Origin of the sequence: Exiguobacterium profundum, assembly GCF_001909285.1 — a bacterium.
Taxonomy (GTDB): domain Bacteria; phylum Bacillota; class Bacilli; order Exiguobacteriales; family Exiguobacteriaceae; genus Exiguobacterium; species Exiguobacterium profundum.
Map to the genome: position 1 here is coordinate 1628829 of NZ_MRSV01000001.1, position 21555 is coordinate 1650383.

General features: G+C 47.4%; 25 protein-coding genes. 15 read left to right on the forward strand and 10 right to left on the reverse strand.

Annotation, left to right across the window (positions count from 1 at the left end):
* Nucleotides 1-9: 9 nt before the first annotated feature.
* The gene (locus BBB58_RS08450) at nucleotides 10-2130 is read left to right on the forward strand and encodes a DNA topoisomerase III (RefSeq protein WP_074036768.1); all 2121 of its coding nucleotides are present in this window, start codon (nucleotides 10-12) and stop codon (nucleotides 2128-2130) included.
* Nucleotides 2131-2150: 20 nt separating this feature from the next.
* Here BBB58_RS08450 and ytzI read toward each other — a convergent pair whose 3' ends face one another.
* Entirely contained in the window at nucleotides 2151-2342 is a 192-nt protein-coding gene (gene ytzI, locus BBB58_RS08455; protein ID WP_074036770.1) for a YtzI protein, read from the reverse strand.
* Between the two features lie 144 nt (nucleotides 2343-2486).
* On the opposite strand from ytzI, the gene BBB58_RS08460 reads away from it, so the two are divergent.
* On the forward strand, nucleotides 2487-3599 hold the full coding sequence (locus tag BBB58_RS08460) for a PP2C family protein-serine/threonine phosphatase (protein WP_074036772.1): 1113 nt from the start codon (nucleotides 2487-2489) through the stop codon (nucleotides 3597-3599).
* A 37-nt stretch (nucleotides 3600-3636) separates the two neighbouring features.
* On the opposite strand, the gene BBB58_RS08465 is transcribed toward BBB58_RS08460, so the two are convergent.
* On the reverse strand, nucleotides 3637-4572 hold the full coding sequence (locus tag BBB58_RS08465; RefSeq protein ID WP_074036774.1) for a magnesium transporter CorA family protein: 936 nt from the start codon (nucleotides 4570-4572) through the stop codon (nucleotides 3637-3639).
* A 156-nt stretch (nucleotides 4573-4728) separates the two neighbouring features.
* Here BBB58_RS08465 and BBB58_RS08470 point away from each other — a divergent pair, with 156 nt between their 5' ends.
* Entirely contained in the window at nucleotides 4729-5091 is a 363-nt protein-coding gene (locus BBB58_RS08470) for an Hpt domain-containing protein (RefSeq protein WP_230872919.1), read from the forward strand.
* Between the two features lie 35 nt (nucleotides 5092-5126).
* On the opposite strand, the gene BBB58_RS08475 is transcribed toward BBB58_RS08470, so the two are convergent.
* Entirely contained in the window at nucleotides 5127-6008 is an 882-nt protein-coding gene (locus BBB58_RS08475; protein WP_074036778.1) for a chemotaxis protein CheV, read from the reverse strand.
* Between the two features lie 222 nt (nucleotides 6009-6230).
* Between BBB58_RS08475 and BBB58_RS08480 the strand changes: the two genes are divergently transcribed.
* The 9 genes from BBB58_RS08480 (at nucleotide 6231) to BBB58_RS08520 (ending at nucleotide 14525) form a co-directional block, all read left to right on the forward strand.
* Nucleotides 6231-7667, forward strand: a complete 1437-nt coding sequence (locus BBB58_RS08480; protein WP_074036780.1) for an NADP-dependent glyceraldehyde-3-phosphate dehydrogenase — start codon at nucleotides 6231-6233, stop codon at nucleotides 7665-7667.
* A gap of 108 nt (nucleotides 7668-7775) precedes the next feature.
* Entirely contained in the window at nucleotides 7776-8750 is a 975-nt protein-coding gene (locus BBB58_RS08485; RefSeq protein WP_074036782.1) for an MBL fold metallo-hydrolase, read from the forward strand.
* Nucleotides 8747-9505, forward strand: coding sequence for an SDR family NAD(P)-dependent oxidoreductase (locus tag BBB58_RS08490; protein WP_084543068.1), 759 nt, complete (start codon nucleotides 8747-8749; stop codon nucleotides 9503-9505). Before BBB58_RS08485 ends, BBB58_RS08490 begins: the two co-directional genes overlap by 4 nt.
* 137 nt (nucleotides 9506-9642) lie before the next feature.
* Entirely contained in the window at nucleotides 9643-10680 is a 1038-nt protein-coding gene (locus tag BBB58_RS08495; protein WP_244150713.1) for an ABC transporter substrate-binding protein, read from the forward strand.
* Nucleotides 10667-11440 carry an ABC transporter permease gene (locus tag BBB58_RS08500; RefSeq protein WP_074036784.1) on the forward strand — a complete coding sequence of 258 codons (774 nt, stop codon included), beginning with the start codon at nucleotides 10667-10669 and terminating at the stop codon, nucleotides 11438-11440. The genes BBB58_RS08495 and BBB58_RS08500 overlap by 14 nt, the downstream gene beginning before the upstream one ends.
* Entirely contained in the window at nucleotides 11437-12144 is a 708-nt protein-coding gene (locus tag BBB58_RS08505) for an ABC transporter permease subunit (RefSeq protein WP_074036786.1), read from the forward strand. The genes BBB58_RS08500 and BBB58_RS08505 overlap by 4 nt, the downstream gene beginning before the upstream one ends.
* Entirely contained in the window at nucleotides 12141-13019 is an 879-nt protein-coding gene (locus tag BBB58_RS08510) for an ABC transporter ATP-binding protein (protein WP_074036787.1), read from the forward strand. Before BBB58_RS08505 ends, BBB58_RS08510 begins: the two co-directional genes overlap by 4 nt.
* Nucleotide 13020: 1 nt before the next feature.
* Complete coding sequence (locus tag BBB58_RS08515) at nucleotides 13021-13602, forward strand: CDP-alcohol phosphatidyltransferase family protein (protein ID WP_012726514.1); 582 nt, start codon at nucleotides 13021-13023, stop codon at nucleotides 13600-13602.
* The gene (locus tag BBB58_RS08520) at nucleotides 13599-14525 is read left to right on the forward strand and encodes an NAD(P)/FAD-dependent oxidoreductase (protein WP_074036789.1); all 927 of its coding nucleotides are present in this window, start codon (nucleotides 13599-13601) and stop codon (nucleotides 14523-14525) included. Before BBB58_RS08515 ends, BBB58_RS08520 begins: the two co-directional genes overlap by 4 nt.
* A 13-nt stretch (nucleotides 14526-14538) precedes the next feature.
* On the opposite strand, the gene BBB58_RS08525 is transcribed toward BBB58_RS08520, so the two are convergent.
* Both BBB58_RS08525 and BBB58_RS08530 read right to left on the reverse strand, forming a co-directional pair.
* Nucleotides 14539-14892 (reverse strand): hypothetical protein, encoded by a 354-nt coding sequence (locus tag BBB58_RS08525; RefSeq protein WP_074036791.1) that lies wholly within the window; start codon nucleotides 14890-14892, stop codon nucleotides 14539-14541.
* Between the two features lie 102 nt (nucleotides 14893-14994).
* Nucleotides 14995-15309, reverse strand: coding sequence for a thioredoxin family protein (locus BBB58_RS08530; RefSeq protein WP_012726511.1), 315 nt, complete (start codon nucleotides 15307-15309; stop codon nucleotides 14995-14997).
* A 123-nt stretch (nucleotides 15310-15432) separates the two neighbouring features.
* Here BBB58_RS08530 and BBB58_RS08535 point away from each other — a divergent pair, with 123 nt between their 5' ends.
* Nucleotides 15433-15981, forward strand: a complete 549-nt coding sequence (locus BBB58_RS08535; protein ID WP_084543069.1) for a PadR family transcriptional regulator — start codon at nucleotides 15433-15435, stop codon at nucleotides 15979-15981.
* 5 nt (nucleotides 15982-15986) lie between these two features.
* Here the strand turns inward: BBB58_RS08535 and BBB58_RS08540 are convergent, their stop codons facing one another.
* Nucleotides 15987-16817, reverse strand: coding sequence for an aldo/keto reductase (locus BBB58_RS08540; protein ID WP_074036792.1), 831 nt, complete (start codon nucleotides 16815-16817; stop codon nucleotides 15987-15989).
* A gap of 72 nt (nucleotides 16818-16889) precedes the next feature.
* Between BBB58_RS08540 and BBB58_RS08545 the strand changes: the two genes are divergently transcribed.
* A complete protein-coding gene (locus BBB58_RS08545) occupies nucleotides 16890-17420 on the forward strand; it encodes an NUDIX domain-containing protein (protein WP_074036794.1) in 531 nt (176 codons plus the stop codon).
* Nucleotides 17421-17532: 112 nt separating this feature from the next.
* A complete protein-coding gene (fur, locus tag BBB58_RS08550; protein WP_012726507.1) occupies nucleotides 17533-18012 on the forward strand; it encodes a ferric iron uptake transcriptional regulator in 480 nt (159 codons plus the stop codon).
* Between the two features lie 42 nt (nucleotides 18013-18054).
* On the opposite strand, the gene BBB58_RS08555 is transcribed toward fur, so the two are convergent.
* From BBB58_RS08555 to BBB58_RS08570, 4 genes are read right to left on the reverse strand one after another with little or no spacing between them, the layout of a single operon-like run.
* Complete coding sequence (locus tag BBB58_RS08555) at nucleotides 18055-18891, reverse strand: Cof-type HAD-IIB family hydrolase (RefSeq protein WP_074036796.1); 837 nt, start codon at nucleotides 18889-18891, stop codon at nucleotides 18055-18057.
* A 19-nt stretch (nucleotides 18892-18910) separates the two neighbouring features.
* Nucleotides 18911-19291, reverse strand: coding sequence for a VOC family protein (locus BBB58_RS08560; RefSeq protein ID WP_074036798.1), 381 nt, complete (start codon nucleotides 19289-19291; stop codon nucleotides 18911-18913).
* A complete protein-coding gene (locus BBB58_RS08565; RefSeq protein ID WP_074036800.1) occupies nucleotides 19288-20457 on the reverse strand; it encodes an MFS transporter in 1170 nt (389 codons plus the stop codon). The genes BBB58_RS08560 and BBB58_RS08565 overlap by 4 nt, the downstream gene beginning before the upstream one ends.
* On the reverse strand, nucleotides 20454-21464 hold the full coding sequence (locus BBB58_RS08570) for an ROK family protein (protein ID WP_074036802.1): 1011 nt from the start codon (nucleotides 21462-21464) through the stop codon (nucleotides 20454-20456). Before BBB58_RS08570 ends, BBB58_RS08565 begins: the two co-directional genes overlap by 4 nt.
* Nucleotides 21465-21555: the final 91 nt, after the last annotated feature.

Sequence of the window (21555 nt, forward strand, 5' to 3'; positions counted from 1 at the left end):
GGAGTTCTTATGAGACTAATCATTGCGGAAAAGCCATCACAAGCTCAAAAGTTGGCTGCTCCCTACCCATCAAAAAAGCGAAAAGACGAGATTGAAATCTCACCTTGTCCCCGTTTCCCGGAAGGGGCGATTGTTGTATGGGCGGTCGGTCACCTTTGTGAACTTCAAGAACCGTCGCACTATCGACCGGAATGGAAGTCGTGGAAGTACGATTCACTTCCGATTGTCCCAGAACGATTTGATTATCGTATTTCAAAAGGGAAATCGAAACCGTTCTATGCCATCAAAAAATGGCTCCATGATCGCTCGATTACTGATGTCATCATCGCATCGGATGCCGAAAGGGAAGGGGAAGCAATCGTTCGTCTGATCCTCCGACTCGCAGGTAACAAAAAACCGCTTGCTCGACTATGGATCTCGAGTTTGACGGAGCAAGCAGTCGATCGTGGATTCTCGCAACTGTTGCCAGGTGAACAGACGATTCCATACTACCATGAGGCGATGAGCCGCGCCTGTGCGGACTGGCTCGTTGGGATGAATGCGTCTCGTGCCTATACGACGTTGTTGAAGACGATTGGGATTGAAGACGTATTCTCGCTCGGTCGTGTGCAAACCCCGACTCTTGCCTTAATCGTCAATCGCGAACGAGAAATCAAACAATTCGTGCCAGAACCATACTTCGAAGTCGAGGCGACACTTGCAAAAGGTCGAGGCACGTTCAAAGCGAAGTACACGTTTGGAAAGACAACAAAGCTCAAAACGCGTGAGGAAGCTGATGCGGTCGTCAAACGCGCATCTGGAACTGCGATTGTGAAGACAATCGACAAAGAAGAAAAAATTGAGCAACCGCCATTTTGGTTCAGTCTATCCGGATTACAAGCGGAGGCAGGGAAACGCTTCGGATTCGGAGCGAAAAAGACACTTGATATCGCTCAAAAATTATATACGAAAGGGTGGATTAGTTACCCTCGGACCGATTCGGGATTTGTCACACCAGATGAGGCAACGCTATTTCCACAGACAAAGGCAAGACTGCTAAAGTCCGAAGCCTATGCCGGACTTCGTGACCTTTTGACTGAGGACCCGTCAAAAAATCGACGCTATGTCAATGCCAAGAAAGTCAGTGACCACTACGCAATCATCCCGACGGAGGCATGTGGTGACATCACTCGACTCGGTGGGGATGATGCGAAACTGTATGATTTGATCAATCGACGCTTCCTTGCGGCCTTTGCACCCGCAGCGATGCTCGAGAAGACAACGGTTGATTTGATTGATGGAAGCGACTTGTATCGAGCAAAAGGAACCGTCGTTGTGAGTCCTGGCTATCGACAAGTCGTTGAGATGAAATCAAAAGATGTCGAGCTTCCTGCGATGATGGTCGGTGAAGAATTAAAAGAGAAGAAAGTTGAAGTGTTGTCGAAACAGACAGAGCCACCGAAGCGATATACGGAGGGCGCGCTCATTATGGCGATGAAAGTCGCCGGGAAACAACTCGATGACGAAGAGCTGATTCATATCATGAAAGAAGTAGAGGGTCTTGGGACTGAGGCTACACGTGCCAACATCATCGATGGATTGAAGAAGCGAGGCTATGTCCAACTTCAAAAAAAAGAGCTTGTTCCAACAGACAAGGGTCGCCTGTTGATTGATGTCCTCGGAGATAGTATTTTGGCATCACCCGCAATGACGGCGAAATGGGAGAAGCGACTCCATGAGATCGGTCAAGCATCGGCATCCGCTGCCGAATTCATTGAACAAGCGAAGAAGATGTCCGTTCATTTGGTCGAAGAAGCGAAATCGCGAGTAGAGGCGGCTAATCCAAAGGGCTATACGATTGAGGCGAAACGTTATGGCAAGAAAGGAAAGACTCGACCGAAGGCATCATTTGGTGTCTGTCCGAATTGTGGGAAAGGGCTTGTCGAACATCCAAAGTTCATCGGGTGCAGCGGTTATCGGGAAGGATGTCGCTTCACCGTCTCCAAACAAGTGCTTGGCGTCGGACTCGTCAAAGATGAGTTGAAGCAAATGATCAATGGCGGGCAGTCGAACGTCAATACGTTCAAAAAGGGAGACAAGACATTCAATGCCTCATTGTATTTAGAAAAAGGTATACTTAGATTTGAATAAAAAAAAAAAAGGGTCGCGCATTAGAGCGGCCCTTCTGTCTGGTCAGTCTTTTCTCTCTTCTTGTCATCTTCAATGCGACGATTGATTTCGTCATAGTCGAGCACGATGTCGTCTTTATTGTCTTTATAGGCGTATCCTTTTTGGATGACGACGATGGATGCGATGAGGACGAGTAAAATAATTAAACCGCTTACGGCGAATATCCAGGCCATATGAACCCCTCACTTTCTCTCTTCAGTATGCCAAACAGTGGACAGGTTCTTCAACTAGAATGAATAGACGGTTATGTCGTGTGCGAGTGAAAAGATATGGTACAATACGATATAGATTACTACGTAGAGAAGGAAGGGATAGTCATGGCGATTTTGATTGTGGATGATGAACCGGTCAATACGCTCGTACTTGAGCAACTGCTTCACCAGCACGACTATGAGACGGTATCGGTCTCGAGTGGGGAAGAAGCGCTCGATTTACTGATGGCCCCACAAGCCGCATCGCTGTATGATCTCGTCCTGTTGGATGTCGAAATGCCTGGAATTTCAGGAATCGAGACGTGCAAACGGATTCGGCAGATGGCTGACTTTGAAGAGTTGCCGGTCATCATGGTTTCCGGACGAACGGAAGAGAAGCAGATTGCCGAGGGACTCGATGCGGAGGCGTCAGATTACACGACCAAACCAATCAAAATAACAGAATTACTCGCACGAATCCGTTCTGCCCTCCGTTATAAGGCGGCTGTTGATGAACGGAAAATTTATGAGGCCCGTCTTCAGTATGATTTGGACCTTGCCCAAAAGATTCAACAGAGTGCGCTTACGCCACCAATCAGTAATGAAGAGATTGATGTTCGTGCGCTCTATCTGCCTTCTAAAAAACTAGCCGGAGACATGTACGCGTGGTTTCAGGTCGCACCGGACCGATACGGGGTCATCATCTTTGATGTCATGGGACATGGGGTCTCATCGGCGCTCATCACGATGGGAATCCGTTCAATCCTACCGGGGCTTGTCGGGAACGTGCAATATCCGGTAGACGTCATGACGGAGTTGAACCGTCAGATGACGTTCCTCTTCTCGGGTGACGATATGCACAGCTACTTCACGGCGGTCTATTGCTACATCGACACGACAAAACGTCGAATCGAATATGTGAATGCGGGTCATCCGCCTGTCATCGTGACGTCAGAAGAAGGAAACTGTCGTCTTGAGACGACAGGGGTACCAGTCGGTATGTTCGAGGAACCGAATTATGAATCCAAAGAGATTGACATCACACCGAATATGACGCTTCATATGTATACGGATGGACTCATGGAGTGTTACAGCAAAGATATCGATGATGGGATTCGATGGCTAGAAAAGGACGTTTCCACATATGGTCTTGACTATAGTCGTCACGTCGCTGAACAGCTTGTGCCAAAGATTGAAATTGAAGACGACCTATGTCTCGTCACGGTCAAAATCACATGAAAAGAGCCTGACGCAATGTGCGTCAGGCTCTTTTTTGCTAGAAATATCGCTTTCGCCAAAGGATATAGAAGGCGAGACCGGAAAATCCAATCATCATCGTGATGGCCATGATGAATCCGAACGGTTGTCCTTCCCATGGAACTTGAACGTTCATCCCAAAAATTCCAGATATCATTGTCGGGATGCTGAGGACAATCGTGATGGATGCCAAGAATTTCATGACGAAGTTAACATTGTTCGAAATGATGGATCCGAATGCTTCCATCTTGATGCTGATGATGTCGTTATAAATCGATGCCATTTCCATCGCTTGTCGGTGTTCGACAAAAACGTCTTCGAGTAGTTCTTCGTCCTCTTCATGCTTCTCCAAACTCGGTGTCTTGACGATTCGGTCCAAGACGCTATCATTCGCTTTTAACGAAGTCATGAAGTAGACGAGAGATTTTTGAAGGTTCATCAACTGGAAAATCTCTTGGTTTCGCATGGAACGCTGCAACTCTTGCTCGAGTTCGTCCATTCTTCGGTCGATTTGACGCAAGAAGCGCAAATACGTCATGCTCACACGATGTAAAATCTGAAAGACGAAGCGACTACGATAGTTTGTTCGGAACAGTCTTGCCTTCCCGTTAGCGAACAAATTCAACACGTCGAGATCTCGCGAGCAGACGGTAATGAAATGTCGTCCGGTCACGATGATACCGAGCGGGATCGTATTATACGTGCGACCTGTATCATCTTCCTCCACATACGGAACGTCGATGATCATGAGAAGTCCTTCATCATCTTTTTCAAAACGTGTTTTCTCTTCGATATCAAGTGGGTCATATACAAAGTCTTCTGGAATGCCGGACGCCTCGATGACTTGATCGGCCTCATCTTTTGTCGGGTTCACGAGTTGGATCCAGCTTCCTTTATCAAAGTCTTCGATTTCATCCACATGGCCTGATGCGTCAGTACGGTAAATCGTCAGCATGCATCTTCCTCCTACCTTAACTCAATCTTATTATAGGTAGCCAAAATGAAGAGTGCAATCCAAAGCAGGAGTTTTTTTGTTTTCTTTCGAAAACGTGTTACAGTGAGAGGGAACGATTGGAATATCGTTTATTGAGGAGGGGTTATATTGACTAGAATGCCCGAAGACGCTCTGTTCAATGAAGAAAAACTAGCAGAGCTTCACCAAATCGCAAACGGAAACATTGAGTTCTTAAATAAAATTGCAACCACATATATCCAGCAGTTCGAGGCGAAGTATCCTGAACTTCAATCGGCAGTCGAGTCGAAAGATTATTCTCGCGTCGAGCAACTCGCCCATTTATTGAAAGGGGCCTCCTATTCAGTTGGTCTAGAACAGACGGCGCTTCTTTTCCACGACCTTGAAGTGGCTGGAGAAAATGCACATCTAGATGGAGCGACCGAAACATTGGCAACCATCGAATCGCATAGTAAGCGATTTTTAACCGAATGGAATACGCATTTTGAACAATTCACATAAAAAAGTTTGCGACGGAGAAGTCGCAAACTTTTTTATTATCCTACAAATTCATCGAGCGTCGCAATCAACATTCCGATTTCTGGTTTCGTGATTTGAGCGTTCGCACCGACGGCTTCCCCTTTATGTTTCAAGTCATCTGAAATGAGTGACGAGAAGATGATGATTGGAAGTGTTGCGTATTGGTCCATCTCACGAAGACGCTTCGTCAAATGAAGTCCATCCATCTGTGGCATCTCAATGTCGGTGATGAGGAGGTCACACTCGGCACCTTCTTGTTCAAACGCATCGAGTGCCTCTTTCCCGTTATTGAAGACAGTCGTATTGAAGTACCCCGCGTCATCCAACGTGTCGAGAATCAATGTGCGGAGCATTTCTGAATCTTCAGCTAGCCAAATGTTTTTGTTCGAGCGCTCACGAGCGCCGAGTCGCTTCACAGATTCGCGAGCCATGATGTCCTTACGTGACAACTCGAGCGCGATTCGCTCATAATCGAGCAAGATGATCATCTGGTCACCTGTTTTGACGACACCGTTTGTAATGCCTTGAACACCACGTGCGAGATCGGACGGGGTATCAATTTGTTCCCAAGAGATGCGTTTGATCTCGGTTACCTGGTCGACACGAAGAACCGACTTCTCACCGTTGAACTCACAGACAATCAAACGATCATCACTTCCGACTTCACGCGGATGGCTGATGACCATCGGAAGGTCGATGACGGTCATGACTTCACCGCGCAGCTCGATTAATCCCATGATGGCTTCAGGCGTACCTGGGAGTGGCGTCAATGGAAGCATCGTGATAATTTCACGTACTTTCATGACATTGATGCCGAACAAGAACGGTCCAGCTTGGAAAATGACGATTTCAAGTTCGTTCGTTCCTGCTTCAAGTAAAATATTATGATCAGTGCTCAATGGTAGTCCCTCCTATTTCACGTACTCTCATCTTTACTATCGGTATCCAATCGATAAATCTACAGTAAAAATAGTGTCAACTCTCATCAGAATTCACAAAAAGTTTCATAGTAACCGTTTACATCTCATAAACTGAATCGTTATAGTTGTCCAATGCAAAAAAATCTGCATACAATGGGGTTGGCAACGAGATATTACAGCTTACTCAGGAGGCAGATAGAGATGATGAGTATGAACACATATCCATATTTATTGAATGGTCAATGGCAGGAATCTTCAAGCAACGAAACGATTGAACTCGTTTCACCATATAAAGACGAAGTCGTAGGTCGCGTTCAAGCGATGTCACGCGATGAAGTCGATGAAGCCATCCATGGCGCAAAACGTGCACAACAAGAATGGGCGGCGCTTCCGGTCAACAAGCGCGCTGAATTATTGTATGCATGGGCAGAAAAACTCGAAGAACGCGTGGATGAGATTGGTCAAATCATCATGCGAGAAGTCGGGAAAAACTTGAACGACGCGAAGAAGGAAGTCGTACGGACGGCGGAAATCATTCGTTATACGGCAGAAGAAGGAATTCGCTTCAATGGCGGCTTCATGCAAGGCGATTCATTCCCAGGTGGCTCAAAAAACAAGATGGCCATTATCAAGAAAGAAGCGCTCGGTGTCATCCTCGCGATTTCACCGTTCAACTACCCGGTAAACTTGGCAGCTGCTAAGATTGCGCCGGCGCTCGTCACAGGAAATGCGGTAGTCTTCAAACCAGCGACGCAAGGTGCAATCAGTGGGATCAAGATGGTCGAGGCTCTTCACGATGCCGGTCTTCCAAAAGGTCTGTTGAACCTCGTGACAGGTCGCGGTTCGGTCATCGGTGACTACTTGACATCACACCCAGGGATTGACATGATCACGTTCACAGGTGGAACGGGTACGGGTCAACATTTGTCACAACAAGCGTCGATGGTACCGGTCGTACTCGAACTCGGCGGGAAAGACCCAGCCCTCGTTTTAGAGGATGCAGACTTGACGTTAGCAGCTGACCAAATTGTCAGCGGAGCGTTCTCATATTCAGGTCAACGTTGTACAGCAATCAAGCGCGTCTTCGTCCTTGAAAATCAAGCGGATGAGCTCGTCGATATGTTGAGAGAACGTGTCGCAAAACTTTCAGTCGGTTCACCGGAAGAGAACAGCTTCATCGTTCCTTTAGTTGATGCGAAGACGACGGATTATGTACAGGGTTTGATTGACGACGCCGTCAATAAAAAGGCAACGGTCGTTTACGGTAATAAGCGTGAAGGGAACTTGCTTCACCCGACATTGCTTGATCATGTGACGACAGATATGCGTGTCGCATGGGAAGAACCGTTCGGACCAGTCCTCCCGGTCATCCGTGTGAAATCACTCGACGAGATGATCGCACTCACGAATGAATCGGAGTTTGGTCTTCAGGCGAGCGTCTTCACACAAAACGTCAATAGCGCCTTCACGGTCGCTGATAAGTTAGAAGTCGGTACGGTCCAAGTGAACGGACGGACAGAACGCGGTCCAGACCACTTCCCATTCATCGGTGTCAAGCAATCGGGACTCGGCGTTCAAGGAATCGGACGTAGCCTTGAGACGATGACACGTGATAAAGTGACGGTCATCAACCTATAATATGAATCATTCATGAGGGAGAGACATCTCCCTCTTTTTTGTTTGTTTTTAAACGCATCTTTCAGACGGGTATAATGGAGAAAGACAGGAAGAAGGGGTGGTGATGACATGGCGGACTGGATTTCTAGCCAACTGGCAAGACTCGATATCCCGACACCGTTCGAAGTCGGGAACGTGAACGTATATATCGTTGAACATATGAACCGCTTCTTCATGGTCGATTGTGGACCAGACACAGAAGAGGCGTGGACCTCGTTGAACCGTCAACTTGAAGAGCTTGAACTCTCGTTGGCGGATATCGACTTTTTATTTTTGACACATCATCATGCTGATCATGCCGGACAAGCATGGCGTCTTCGCGACGCATCCATCCCCGTGTACGGGCATGAAAAGCTCGTTCGATACTTAGAGCAAACCCCAAACTTTTTGAAGCGTGGCAATCACTTTTTACATGAATTGGCCATCTCTTTCGGGGCCCCGGCTCCCCTCGTGGAAAAATTACCAGACTATCGCGAAGCGCTTCGCTGGATTGGTCCGACGACTGTCACGATGACGTTCGGGGACGGGCAAGCATTGACCTCGGATGGGGCGTGGCAGACAATCCATTTACCTGGACACGCCAGTGACCAGCTCGGGTTGATTGGTCCCGGAGGAGTCTTGATTGCCGGAGATCATCTCATCGACAAGGTCGAACCAAATCCGCTCATCGAACAGCCGTATGATGACGAAGGATTTGCATCCCCCGTCATTCTCTATATCGATTCGCTTAAAAAATTACGTGGGATTGATTTAAAGCTCGTCGTCAGTGGACACGGTGAACCGATTCACCATCCGAATGATTTAATCGAGAGTCGAATTCGCCAACGGTATGAGCGCAGTGAACAATTGCTTGCCGAATGGGAAGATGGACTTAGCGTTTTTGATTGGTCAATGAAGTTATATGGACGAAAGATGCGACGTGGGATGCCGCTCGTCTTCAGTGAAGTGTTTGCACGACTCAGTTTACTCGAGGAACGTGGCGACATCGAGAGGCGTCGAAAAGATCAAAAATGGATTTATACGAAGAAAGAAGTGATGTCGTGAAAAGAGTAGTCATTACTGGTGCGTCAAGCGGGCTCGGTGCCGCATTGGCGCATTCTTTTTATGAATATGGATACAACGTATTGTTGATTGGAAGAAATGAAGAACGGTTAAAAAAGATTGCCGCAACATGTGAAGGGGATTGGATGTGCGCGGATGTCGCAAAGTCAACCGCTCTCGTTCATGATGTGAGCGAACGGTTCGGGAAATTTGACGTATGGGTCAACAATGCAGGCATGGCCGAATTTGATTTTGTGACCGATCAGTCGACGGATGTGATAGAAGAAACGATGCGTGTGAACGCTCTCGCACCGATGCTGTTATCGCGAGATGTCGCCCGCGTGATGGAGCGAGAGGGTATCATTGTCAACATCTGTTCACAGGCTGCGAAAGTACCGACACCTAAGTCAGCCGTCTACGCAGGGTCAAAGGCGGCACTTTTACAGTTTTCGAACGCGCTCAGGCTAGAGTTGAAGCCCCGTGGCATTCACGTCATGACGGTCAATCCAGGACCGATTGCAACGCCGTTCTTTAATCGAGCTGATAAAAGTGGTACATATGCTGAAAGTGTTCAAAGGATCATGCTTGACCCGAAACAATTGGCTGATGCGATTGTCAGAGGAAGTCGTAAGCGAAAACGTGAAATCAATGCGCCGTGGTGGATGAACGTAGGGGCGAATGTGTATGCAATCTGTCCAACCATGTTCGAAATGCTCGCAAAACGGGGATTTGAAAAAAAAAAAAAAGGGGGATTATGATGAGGAAATGGAGAGTACTGCTCGCAACTGTCATGCTAACATTCGTGGCAGCGTGTGGGAGTGAACAGGCAGTTGAGTTTTCGGACTAGTATAAAAAAGCAGCGACGACGGCAGAAGGGTCGACCGTCAACCTATATATGTGGGGTGGGGACGAGGGCATCAACAGCTACATCGATGACTACGTGGCACCTCGCCTCGAGGAATCTTACAATGTCGAATTGAACCGTGTCGCAATGGATACGGCAGAATTCATTCGACAATTATCACTCGATAAAAAAGCGGACAGACAAGTCGGGACGATTGATGCCGTCTGGATCAATGGCGATAATTTCCGAAATGCGAAAGAGGCTGGTCTTCTTCGAGACGGACTGATGGAACGTGTCCCGAACGCCGAGTTATTAAACGAAACGGCCCAGCAATCAGATGCCGGCACCCCGACAGAGGACTTGGAGCTCGCATGGGGGAATGTACAATTCATCATGCATTACGATGCTTCGAAAGTGGACAATCCTCCGCAATCGTTTGAAGAATTACGTCGCTGGACTGAAGACAATCCAGGTCGATTCACGTATCCTGAAGTCACAGATTTCACCGGGAATGCCTTCGTCCGCCATCTATTGTATGAACGATACGGTGACGAGTTGGACCAAAAAGCGACCATTGAGGATTCGTTCTGGGATGACTTGAAAGCGTGGTCTCCGAATTTGTGGAAAGACGGACAAACGTATCCAAAGACGCTCGAACAACTCGATCAGCTCTATGCATCGGGAGAAGTTTGGATGACGATGGGATTCAACGAACGTCGAGCCGAGGCGGAGGTGACGGAAGGGATTTTCCCGAGAGAGACACGCGCGCTCGTCCTCGATCACTCCATTGCCTCGACACACTTTTTAGCAGTCCCATTCAATGCCCCGAATCCAGATGGGGCGTTAGTCCTTCTTCAAGAACTGTTGTCTCCTGAAGCACAGCTTGTCAAACAAGGACCAGAATATTGGGGAGACGGCACATCACTCGACTTAACGAAGCTTGATGTGAATGACCAACGAGCGTTTGAAGAATTAGGGGAGGGTGTCACGTACCCAGACTCGGAGCAGTTGCTCGAACGTTCGATTCCGGATTATGGACCGAACGTGATTGACACCGTCCGCGAGGAGTGGCCACGTGTTGCGAAGTAGTGTCGCAGTGACGATCATGGTGTCGCTTCTTCCTCTCACTGCTCTCGTCTTTCTCGCCATAGAGTCAATGGGAATGGATTGGGGCTCGCTTTTAACAAATGAGACGTGGCGCGATAGTTTCGTCACGACGATTTATGTCGTCAGCGTATCGACCGGTCTATCGCTTGTAATCGGGACGTGGCTTGCAAGAACGGTCGTCCAAAAAGGTTGGCGTTTCCTATCATCTGTACTCCGACTTCCGATGTTTGTCCCTCACATTGCCGCTGCATACCTGTTTTGGTTATTGTTCACCGGAATGAACGGCATCGGATGGATTGAGGCGAACGAACGAAACTATGTCACGGTCATCCTGACCTATATATGGAAGGAGACACCGTTCGTCTTTTTAATGATGCTCGGGACATATGAGCAATTGAATCGGGGTTACGTCGAGATGGCGAAGACGCTCCAACTCTCTCCGTTTGACCAATTCAAACATGGGGAGTTGCCGTTTCTGATGAAACCATTACTCGATTCGGCATGGATTTTAATCGCCTTTATCTCGTTCGCATACGAGATCCCGGCATTGCTCGGCGTGACTTACCCGAAACTCATCGGTGTCCTCGCGTATGAACGACTGTCGACTGGACTCTATTTAGAGGCGACAGAGCCTTATGCGGTCGCCCTCGTCTGGACATGTCTTGTCGGAATCGGCGTATTCCTATCTTACGTATTGACCGCATCCATACGACGACGAATTGAACGTGGGGTGAGACGATGATTCGACAAGGGCTTCTCATCTGTTTGACGTTCATACCGTTTATCAGCCTCTTTTTCGTAGTCCCGTCATTTGAAATCGAGAACAACATGGCAATCGTTCATACGATAGGATTGATTGTGATTTTATCTGGGATCAATGTGTGGCTCTCGATGATGTGTGCCTGGTGGCTATTGTGGACAGATTCTAGATGGAAACATGTCATCGAATGGCTCGTCTTTTTACCATTGTTCATTCCGATGCTGGCCACATTGTTTGGCCTCTATCTGATCTTGGCGGAAGCCGGTCTGATTGGGACGTATGTCGGCGTCACCCTTGCTCTGCTCGTCGTGACGATTCCCTATTCAATCCGCCTCGCCTACAACGGAATGGCGGTCATCGGTCGACCACTTTTGGAACAAGCTCGGATTCTGCCATCGAGACGGCGAGTCATGTACGTGCTGTATCCGCTCTTTTCTAGATTGATGCGGACCATCGCGTTGTTCACGACCGTCATTTTGCTCAGTCAATTTGCGCTGATCCAGTTGATTGGTGCGGGATTGATTCCGACCGTGACGACAGAATTGTATCAATCTTATGCGGGAAACAATCGTGGTCTAGCTCTCTCGAACACATGGATGCTCATCCTATTCCCCGTTCTCCTCTATTTCCTGCTCTCAGGATGGGATCGGTATATGGTGCGTATGCTGAAAGGACGTCTTCAATGAGTTTGAATGTACAAAATCTATATAAACAATTTGGAACGAAACAAATACTAAATGGTGTCGACTTCGAGGTTAAACCTCACGACATTCACGCAATCGTCGGTGTGAGTGGTTCAGGGAAATCGACGATTCTACGAATCATCGCAGGTCTTGAGTCGACTGACAGCGGCGACGTGAAATGGAATCACCGTTCTTTAATCCCTATCCCTGCGCATAAACGGCGCGTGACGATGCTATCGCAAACGGCTTTATTGTTCCCACATTTGACAGTCGGAGAGAATGTCACGCTCGTGACTCGAGAGCGTTCTCGTAAGCAAGCCGAACATTGGCTACGAGTCGTTCAACTCGGTGACCGATATGATGCCGAGATACACGAACTGTCTGGTGGCGAACAACAACGGGTCAGTCTTGCCCGAGCTTTAGCTGCTGAACCAGAACTACTGTTATTAGATGAACCCTTTACAAACCTTGATCCCAAACTCAAGCTCGACTTGCAGCGTTTTATCCGGGACTTAGTGAAAGAACTCAACTTGACGGCGGTATTGGTCACTCATGATCGGGAAGAAGCGATGCTCATGGCAGACCAGGTGACGCTGATTGATGAAGGCAAGGTGACACGTACGGGGACGGTTGCGGAGTTATACGATACGGCCCCTGGATTCGGTGACTTTGTCATGCTCGATGGAGAACTGCGACCGTTGTCTGAAGTGGAGGTATCCGAAGCGACTGGTGTGTCGGTTCAGTTGATGAAGAAAATTTATCGATTCGGTCAATGTTTCGGGGAATATCAGTTCAAGGATGGACGATCCGTCATGTTACCGACGTGTGAAACGTACCAAACTGGAATGATTTATCGAATTAAACGAAAGGAGGAATAGTATGCTCGATACATACGGAAGTCGTTACGTTCAACCGGTCATCGAGCGTGGAGCGAATCGGTTGCTCAAATGGAATTTCACGCCGAACGAAGTGACAGTACTTGGAGGAATCATCGGAATCTCGACCGGAATCTTTATCTATAATGATATGCACTGGACTGCCGTCATCTTACTGTGGCTATCTGGCTTGTTTGATGTTTTAGATGGGACGATGGCTCGAAAGTCGAAAACGAGTGGGTTTGGAACGGTGCTTGACCTCGTCTTGGACCGATTCGTCGAATTGTCGGTCGTGATTGCCCTTGCCCTTCGTTACCCGGAATATATGCCTATTTTTCTCATTCTGATTGCTTCATTTGTGATCGCCATGACACTGTTCCTAGCTGTCGGTGCGAGTAGTTCAAAGCGCTCAGAGAAGACGTTTTACTATCAGCCAGGAATTATCGAGCGAACAGAGTGCTTCATTTTGTTCACGTTGATGATTCTCTTCCCGAACTGGGTCGGCGGGATTGCTCTTATCTTTTTATTGCTTGAAGTCATGACAATCACACAACGATTCATTGAGGCGCGGAGGATTTTGCGATGAAACCGAAGTTGGTGTTGGCCGGACTTGGACACGGACAGCTAGAAATTCTCGATCGTATTGAGGAGATATGCAAACATTATGATGTTCGCTTCATCGGAGACTGCCAGACGATTTATACAGGTGCGTTTCCACAAGTGATTGCCGGGCTCATGGATTCAGCTACGGTCCGATCACCTCAACTAGAGCCGGTCGCAAAGCGGGTGCTCTCGATTGACCCGATTCAGCAGACGGTTCAAACAGAAAACGGAATGTTTGAATACGATCAACTCGTTTTAGCGACCGGTGCGAAAAGTCGGGGAATCGGCACGCCACTTAAACCGATGTCACAAGCTTTACTCGACCAAATCGAATCGAGTTCACAAGTGACCATCGTCGGAGGCGGGAAGGCCGGCGTAGAATTGGCGTTCACGTGTGCTCGCACAAAAGATGTGACACTGTATGCAAAAGAGATATTACCAGACGTCTCGGTCCATACTAGAAAGCACATCGAGCGATTGTTGGTCAGAACAGGGGTCATGGTCGTCAAACAGGCGTTTCATGCAGACACATCGGAAGGGCTTTTATTGGATGCGACGGGGGTTGTTCCCGTGGAATGGTGGACTGAATCAGGGCTTGCAAAACCTGAGAGTTTTATAGAGGTAGACAAATATTTACGTCATCATCATTTTACAAATATATATGTAACAGGAGATATGGCATCCTCCTTAAATGGAGGCGTCGATGCTGTTAGGTCAGGGCGCTATGTCGGCAAACGGTTACTAGAGGAAACAAGTCGACCATTTCGGAGACGTCAATCGATGAATATATTACTGACGACACCAGGGCGCGCCTTGCTAACATATGGAAAGTTTACATGGCATGGTCGGACTCCATATTATATGAAGCGGTGGATTGACTCGCGGTATGTTCGGCATTACAAGTAGTCGGAGGTTCACGTTATTCGCTTAAAAGATGACCAATCACGTCGTTCGATTCCGATTCAACGAGTACTTGTGGAATCTCGACCGTACGCTGTGGATCAGGGGGGAACGTGACGAGCCAGGCACGTGTTCCTTCAAACCGATCATCGACTAAGTCATAACGATCATCGACTGTAATGGATTGAATCGTAGCCTGTTTCCCGTTTTCATCGGTTGGTAGCCAATTCTTATTTTGTAGATAGGTAACAGCACTTTTTATAATAGCCGTCTCGTCATCAGACGGCATGGATGGTGACGTGGATGGTTGTATGCAGCCGACCAACATCAACATGGTAAAACAGAGTGGAGTGAAAAGGCGTGTAAACGTCATGATTGTTTCCCTTTCTCATTTGGTTATTTCTTACAGTATAATCGAGGATGACAGAGGTGTGTACAAAAAAATCCTGCAGTCGAATGGGCTGCAGGAATCAGGTCATGCTTGGATCGTATCGAGGAAAGAACGGATTTGCATCTCCGTCTTGGCGTTCGCCGAGTGGAGGTGTTCTTGTTTTACCCCGTCTTTATAGTAAAGAAGTGAAGGGATGCCGCGAACTTCTTGTGCATCAGATAGCTCTGGGAGTTCGTCGCGGTCGACGACGTGCCAGTTAAATTGTGGATAGTCTTTGACAAGCTCATCGACATACATGTCCAGACGTTTACAGTCCGGGCACCATGATGTAGTGAAGACCACCATTCCATGATCTTTTGTGGCTTCGTCAAATTGTTGTGATGAATGAATCGGTTGCATAGACAACTCTCCTTTCTTCTATCTATTTTGTCGGGTTTTTAACGGGTCGTCAACAGATTGGCATTCTCGAAACCATTTGAGAATGTGATACACTAATAAAAATAGCATGAGAAGGAAAAGGTGATGGATATGGCGTTACGTCACGCATTGCTCGGGTTATTGACCCATCAGCCTGCGACCGGGTACGCCTTGAACGCGACGTTCAAGGCGCAGATGATTCATTTTTGGAACGCCCATCATACACAGATTTATCGGGAACTGTTAAAGATGGAAGAAGAGGCACTCGTTTCGGCGGAACATGTCTCTCAACAAGAGTTGCCAGACAAAAAAATATACTCCATCACGGATCGAGGACGAGAAGAGTTAATCAATTGGTTACGTCAACCAACGTCGTTCCAACCGAAAATGAAGGATGAAAACCTCCTGCGTGTCAGTCTGCTCCAATTGTTGCCGGTTGAAGAAGCGGTCCGATATATCGAAGAGACAAAGGCACACCATGAGCAGGTCGCACAACAGATTCGTATGTTTCAAGAAGAACATCAATCGGACGAGGATACACTTGGCTATTTGCTGACGAGCGAGTATGCGATCCGAATGATGGAGAACTATGCCGGATGGGCGGATTGGGCGATCGAACAGATTCAAGCACGCAACGAAAAACACGTGACCTGAGCGGATCAGGTCACGTGTTTTGTGTATGGGTGAACCGGTAAACGAGCGAGTAAGCGATCAAGCACTTCATCATCGGTTTTGGTCTCAAATGAACGAATCGTTTCGTTCAATTGCTTGACTGAAGAGGCGCCTGGTAAGACGACGTCACAGAACCGTTTTGCAGCTTCGAGTGCATAGGCTTGAATCGGTGTCGGCATCATCGCCAATTCACTTGCGAGTTCCTCTTTTCGCCACGTCTCAAATCCCTTATCTCCGAGACGAGTCTCCCATTCATCCGTTAATAGGCCTTTGGCAAGAACCCCTCGACCGACGATGGGGATTGAAATGTTGAGCGTCTCTGCCCGGCGGTCGAGTAGGGAATACGGTGTCATGAGAACATCGAGGGCACCGGATTTGACCCAATGGTTGATGACGTTCGGACGAATCGACGAGAGTCCGATTTGTCGGATTAGACCATCTCGTTTTTGTTTTTGTGTCCATTCAATCGTTGCTTCGAGGTCATCCTCGAGCGTGCCGCCATGTATATAATATAAATCCAGATAATCGGTTTTCAATCGCTCGAGCGATCCGTGCAATGCTTCCTCTAAATAGGACGGATCAGGATTCCAACGCATGCCCTCCTCAGTCAATTCGTTGCCACCTTTACTCGCCAAAAATAAGTGTTGTCGCTCTTGACCCAACGTTTCCCCAATCACACGCTCGACAGCTTGTCGTTTATAGACGTCTGCCGTATCGATATGGCGAATCCCCGATTGAATGGCCGTTTCCAGGATATTCTTTGCCTCTTTCTCCCCATGTTTCAAAATCGTCATCGTTCCGAGTCCGAGTTCACTCATTTGGATTCCTCCTTGTTCGAAATGTAGGTTTGACTCATAATCAGAGTATATCGAAAAGTGAGGAGTAATCATATGGAAGAAAAAACGATTGAGCGGGAAGTCATTTATCAAGGCAAAATCTTCGATGTGGAAAAGCATGTCGTTTCCCTTCCGAACGGAAACACGTCTGTACGTGAACTCGTCTATCATAACGGAGCCGTCGCTGTACTCGTCATTGATGAATCGGACAACATCGTCATGGTGGAGCAGTACCGAAAAGCGTTTGAATCGATGTCGCTTGAGATTCCAGCCGGTAAGTTGGAAAAAGGGGAAGAGCCGATGGCGAGTGCCGAGCGCGAGCTCGAAGAGGAGACGGGCTACACGGCGGAATCGCTTGAAAAGATTTTTTCTTTTTTTGTGGCACCTGGGTTCTGCAGTGAGCGGGTCGATGTATATGTCGCAAAAGGGTTATCTGCCGGTGAGATGAATTTAGACGAAGATGAATTTTTAAATGTGAAACGATACTCATTTGATGAAGCCGTCGATTTACTGGAACGAGGCATCATTACCGACGCCAAGACAATTATGGCAATCCAATGGTGGCAATTGTCTAGATTGAAATAATTCTAATCTAAGTACTTATATGATAAACTTACATAGTAATGATTTTAAATTGAAAATTGAGTAAAACTTCGGTATGCTTTCAGTAGTGAACTATGTAAAGAGGGGGCGCCTTATGGAAACGCGAATTGAACGAATTAAACAGCAATTGAGCGCCAAAGGATATAAATTAACACCACAACGTGAATCGACGGTACGTATCTTACTTGAGAATGAGAGTGACCATTTAAGTGCGGAGAACGTCTTCATGCTCGTGAAAAGCATCGCACCAGAAATTGGACTCGCAACGGTTTATCGCACATTAGAATTATTGACAGAGCTCGGCGTGGTCGATAAAGTCAACTTCGGTGACGGAGTTGCACGCTTTGACTTACGTCCAGAAGGGGCGAACCATTCGCACCACCATCTCGTCTGTGTCGAATGCGGCTCGGTCGAGGAAATCATGGAAGACTTGCTCGTCGATGTTGAGAAAAAAGTCGAGAGTAAATACGAATTTTTGATTAAAGACCATCGCTTGACGTTTCACGGTATCTGTAAAGTATGCCAAGCAAAAGGCGTCACACTCGAAGGTCATAAAGCAGTCATCAACGGTTAATGCAGAAAGGACAGACGACCCCAACAGGTCATCTGTCCTTTTTCAATGTGTGATATATCGCTCAAGAATCTTCGAGATCCCATCGTCGTTGTTTGATGTCGTGACCTCACTCGCAATGTCGATCAATGCATCGACGGCATTTCCCATGGCAATCCCAATTCCTGCGTATTCAATGATTGAACGGTCGTTATGACCATCTCCGAAAGCGATGACGTGGTCACGATTGATACACAAGTCCTCGAAGACGTGACGCAGCGCCTTCGCCTTATCAATGCCGAAATCGGTGAATTCATAATACATCGCCGCTGTGAACATACTCGTGACCCGACCTGTGAAAGGACCAGCTAATGCAGTTGCATTCTCTCGTAAGTATGAAGGCTCGCCAGCAACGAGAATCTTATGGACGGGGAAGTCGATAATCTCGATTAAGTTCGGTTCTTCTCGCAATTGGAACTGACCGCCTCTCGATTCATATTCGATGATGTTAATCAATTTTCCATTCACTTCAAGTTGTCCCTCGAAAACGTCGCGCACATACATATACGTATCATCGTTAATCATTGGGATGACCTCGTAGTGCTCTAAGTGCTTTAAGATTGAGCGAACATCCTCGATTTGCATTGCTTGTTCAAAAAGCGTGTCGCCTGTAGAAGCGTCCGTGACACATGCTCCATTAGAAGAGACAATCAACCCGCCGAACTCGTTCAATTTCAACTCTTGTGCATAGCGAATCATCCCTCGCTTTGGACGTCCTGACGCAAGCACCACTTTGACACCTTGCTCTTGCAATGCAAGTAGCGTGCGCTTCGTCTGTTCCGTGATGATTTTCTCGTCATTTAACAGCGTTCCGTCTAAATCAAGTAAAATTGCCTGGATCATGTGTGTTGTCTCCTTCTGTTTAGATTGTCAATTCGATGATGTTGCCTTCCGGATCAAGGATGACGCTTTCGTAATAACCATCACCGGTCGTCCGTGGACCGTCAACGTGTGTGTATCCATCAAGTTGAAAGCGTTCCGTCAAGGCATCTACCGCGTGTTTACTCCCTAGTGAAAAGGCGAGATGTGCATACCCGGCCGATTCTTTCGGATGTTCTTTAAGGTGAGGTCGTCTCATCAGTTCGAGTCGGCAACGTGAACCTCGAAACGTTAAAAAGTACGATTCAAACTGTTTCTTCTCGTTTTCATATTTATCATTTGACTGTGCATCAAAATAGACTTCGTAAAACCTGCGCATGTTTTCGATGTCGTTTACCCAAAGGGCGACATGTTCAATTCTCATATAGAATCCTCCTCTGATGTTCGTCTAATCATTTGATTCAACCGTTCTGTATTGAAGAGCATCCCGGTCATGATTAGAATGATCACAAACGGTAAAAAACGGAGTGAAGTCATAGACACGATTAATCCGAATAACGGGGGGAGAAACGTACTCCCTGAGTAGGCGAATGCCATTTGAAACCCCATCAAACGTTTCGATTGTGCCGAGCCAAACCGATTCGGCGTATCGTGAAGCATACTTGGATAAATCGGAGCCAATCCGAAGCCAATCAGCATCAAGCCGACGAGCATCGTCGCGGAGATTGGGATGAAGAAGAGGATGCTTCCGACAAGGGCGAGTATTTGTCCCATCCGAATCATCTGTTTGTTCGTGAAACGGAACGAGAGGAATCCGCTCACAAACCGTCCAATTGTGATACTACCGTAGTAGATGGACACCCATGCCGCAGCCGTCGCAATGGAAAACTGTTTCATCTGCACAAGATAACTGCTCGTCCATAACCCAATCAACGCTTCGACCCCGCAGTAAAGTAGAAATGTGGCCAATGCATAGGACACTCCGGTCGGTAGCTTGCGATCGAGTGTCGTGACGGCTGTTTCTTGAGGATGTGCAGTGGAATCCTCTTTCTGTTTCCAAAGTGGGAAAGACAACCACAATACGAGAGCTAAACTGAACTGAACGGCGGCGATAATCAAATAGCCGTCACGCCATCCATCCTCTGTTAATACACCCGCCATGACGAGTGGTCCCCCGGTCGCGCCGATTCCCCAAAAGCAGTGTAGCCAGTTCATATGATGTGCTTCGTAATGTTCGGCAACGTAATGATTCAGAGCGGCATCGACGGCACCGGCGCCTAGACCGAGCGGGATGGCGAATACGAATAGCCAACCGATTGAAGGAGCATAGTAGAATCCGAACAGACAGAGCGCTGTGAGTAATGTCGAACCGAACGTGACTTGTTTCGTATCAAAATGTTTCAATAGTTTACCGCTCAGTAGACTCGAAAGAATCGTTCCACCAGCAATCGTCATAAAAATCCATCCGACCATCGATACGGGTGCGGAGAATTCTTGATGCATAAGTGGCCACCCGACACCGATGAGGGCATCCGGAAGACCAAGGCTGATAAATGCGAGATAGATCACGGCCAACAAAACAATCGTCATACGTCACCTCGCGGAATCGTTTCGAGCATCAATTCAATGCCGAGGCGAGCCAGTCCGGAAAAGTAATCCTCTTCCCATTCCCCAATCCGTAGACGAGGAAGGTGACGAGAGGGAAGATATCGTTCGCATGCGCGGTCGATGTGAGACAGATCGTCAGGAATGAGGTCGACGTCTGAAAAGATGAATGTGTGTGGGTTTAGTGTCGCAGCAAATGTAGCGACGAGCCTTCCTAATGCATCGATTTCTTCTTTTTTCAGAACATGTGGTCCATAAGGCTTGTTTTTTATGCGGTCAAAGAAAGTTGCATCATCATAAAGCGGAAGAAATGAAACTTCACCACTAAACCCGGATTGTCCGCGAGCGACATGTCCATCGAGCAAGATACCAGCACCTGGACCATTCTTTCCGAGGCCGAGATAGACGATGGACTGATGTGTTGTGGTCTCATCTCGTATGGAAAATCCATAGACGGCGGCATTCATATCATTTTCAATGACGACCGGAAGTCCAGTTCGTTCCATCAACCAGTTCTTCAAATCTAAATGCGCCAGTGATGGATATTCTGGGGCGAAAACAATTCGACCCGTATCGACTGCAGCGGCGACGCCGACAGAGATGGCACCGATTTTTATTGTGTGCTCATCGAATGTATCGACGAGTTTGCCTAACGTCTCTAAATGCGTGCCTGAGACTAAAGTTACACCTTCTTCAACATTCTGAGTTTGACAGTCAATCAAGCGATAGTGAATCTCGCTCGCTTCGATATATAGGGTCAGGCAACATCGGAATGTTGGATTGTATTTATAACTTTTTGCGGGTTTTTCTCCTCTTGGGGCAAGTTGACCGTGTTCGATGACTTCACCGTGTTCAATCATGTCATCAATCATCTTCTTAACGGTAGGGAATGAAACGTGTGTGGCCTTACTCAACTCGGAAATTGTCGAAACGTTGTGTAGGGCAATTTGCTTTCGGATGTCGACTAGTAATTCATGTTGCGGATCTTTCATCACGATTCAACTCCTATCCACTTTTTAAAATATTTTAATAAGTTATTTGTAGTATAACGTTTCTCATTTGAAGATGCCAGAAAAATAAGAA

What these genes read in the sequence shown, in the direction of transcription:
- BBB58_RS08520 (WP_074036789.1), top strand. Translation starts at nt 13,599, where the DNA reads ATGAAACCGAAGTTGGTGTTGGCCGGACTTGGACACGGACAGCTAGAA.
- BBB58_RS08555 (WP_074036796.1), bottom strand. Translation starts at nt 18,891, where the DNA reads ATGATCCAGGCAATTTTACTTGATTTAGACGGAACGCTGTTAAATGAC.
- BBB58_RS08560 (WP_074036798.1), bottom strand. Translation starts at nt 19,291, where the DNA reads ATGAGAATTGAACATGTCGCCCTTTGGGTAAACGACATCGAAAACATG.
- BBB58_RS08460 (WP_074036772.1), top strand. Translation starts at nt 2,487, where the DNA reads ATGGCGATTTTGATTGTGGATGATGAACCGGTCAATACGCTCGTACTT.
- BBB58_RS08485 (WP_074036782.1), top strand. Translation starts at nt 7,776, where the DNA reads ATGGCGGACTGGATTTCTAGCCAACTGGCAAGACTCGATATCCCGACA.
- fur (WP_012726507.1), top strand. Translation starts at nt 17,533, where the DNA reads ATGGAAACGCGAATTGAACGAATTAAACAGCAATTGAGCGCCAAAGGA.
- BBB58_RS08515 (WP_012726514.1), top strand. Translation starts at nt 13,021, where the DNA reads ATGCTCGATACATACGGAAGTCGTTACGTTCAACCGGTCATCGAGCGT.
- BBB58_RS08570 (WP_074036802.1), bottom strand. Translation starts at nt 21,464, where the DNA reads ATGAAAGATCCGCAACATGAATTACTAGTCGACATCCGAAAGCAAATT.
- BBB58_RS08465 (WP_074036774.1), bottom strand. Translation starts at nt 4,572, where the DNA reads ATGCTGACGATTTACCGTACTGACGCATCAGGCCATGTGGATGAAATC.
- BBB58_RS08480 (WP_074036780.1), top strand. Translation starts at nt 6,231, where the DNA reads ATGATGAGTATGAACACATATCCATATTTATTGAATGGTCAATGGCAG.
- BBB58_RS08510 (WP_074036787.1), top strand. Translation starts at nt 12,141, where the DNA reads ATGAGTTTGAATGTACAAAATCTATATAAACAATTTGGAACGAAACAA.
- BBB58_RS08470 (WP_230872919.1), top strand. Translation starts at nt 4,729, where the DNA reads ATGCCCGAAGACGCTCTGTTCAATGAAGAAAAACTAGCAGAGCTTCAC.
- BBB58_RS08565 (WP_074036800.1), bottom strand. Translation starts at nt 20,457, where the DNA reads ATGACGATTGTTTTGTTGGCCGTGATCTATCTCGCATTTATCAGCCTT.
- BBB58_RS08525 (WP_074036791.1), bottom strand. Translation starts at nt 14,892, where the DNA reads ATGACGTTTACACGCCTTTTCACTCCACTCTGTTTTACCATGTTGATG.
- BBB58_RS08495 (WP_244150713.1), top strand. Translation starts at nt 9,643, where the DNA reads ATGTGGGGTGGGGACGAGGGCATCAACAGCTACATCGATGACTACGTG.
- BBB58_RS08450 (WP_074036768.1), top strand. Translation starts at nt 10, where the DNA reads ATGAGACTAATCATTGCGGAAAAGCCATCACAAGCTCAAAAGTTGGCT.
- ytzI (WP_074036770.1), bottom strand. Translation starts at nt 2,342, where the DNA reads ATGGCCTGGATATTCGCCGTAAGCGGTTTAATTATTTTACTCGTCCTC.
- BBB58_RS08545 (WP_074036794.1), top strand. Translation starts at nt 16,890, where the DNA reads ATGGAAGAAAAAACGATTGAGCGGGAAGTCATTTATCAAGGCAAAATC.
- BBB58_RS08505 (WP_074036786.1), top strand. Translation starts at nt 11,437, where the DNA reads ATGATTCGACAAGGGCTTCTCATCTGTTTGACGTTCATACCGTTTATC.
- BBB58_RS08535 (WP_084543069.1), top strand. Translation starts at nt 15,433, where the DNA reads ATGGATATGGCGTTACGTCACGCATTGCTCGGGTTATTGACCCATCAG.
- BBB58_RS08540 (WP_074036792.1), bottom strand. Translation starts at nt 16,817, where the DNA reads ATGAGTGAACTCGGACTCGGAACGATGACGATTTTGAAACATGGGGAG.
- BBB58_RS08530 (WP_012726511.1), bottom strand. Translation starts at nt 15,309, where the DNA reads ATGCAACCGATTCATTCATCACAACAATTTGACGAAGCCACAAAAGAT.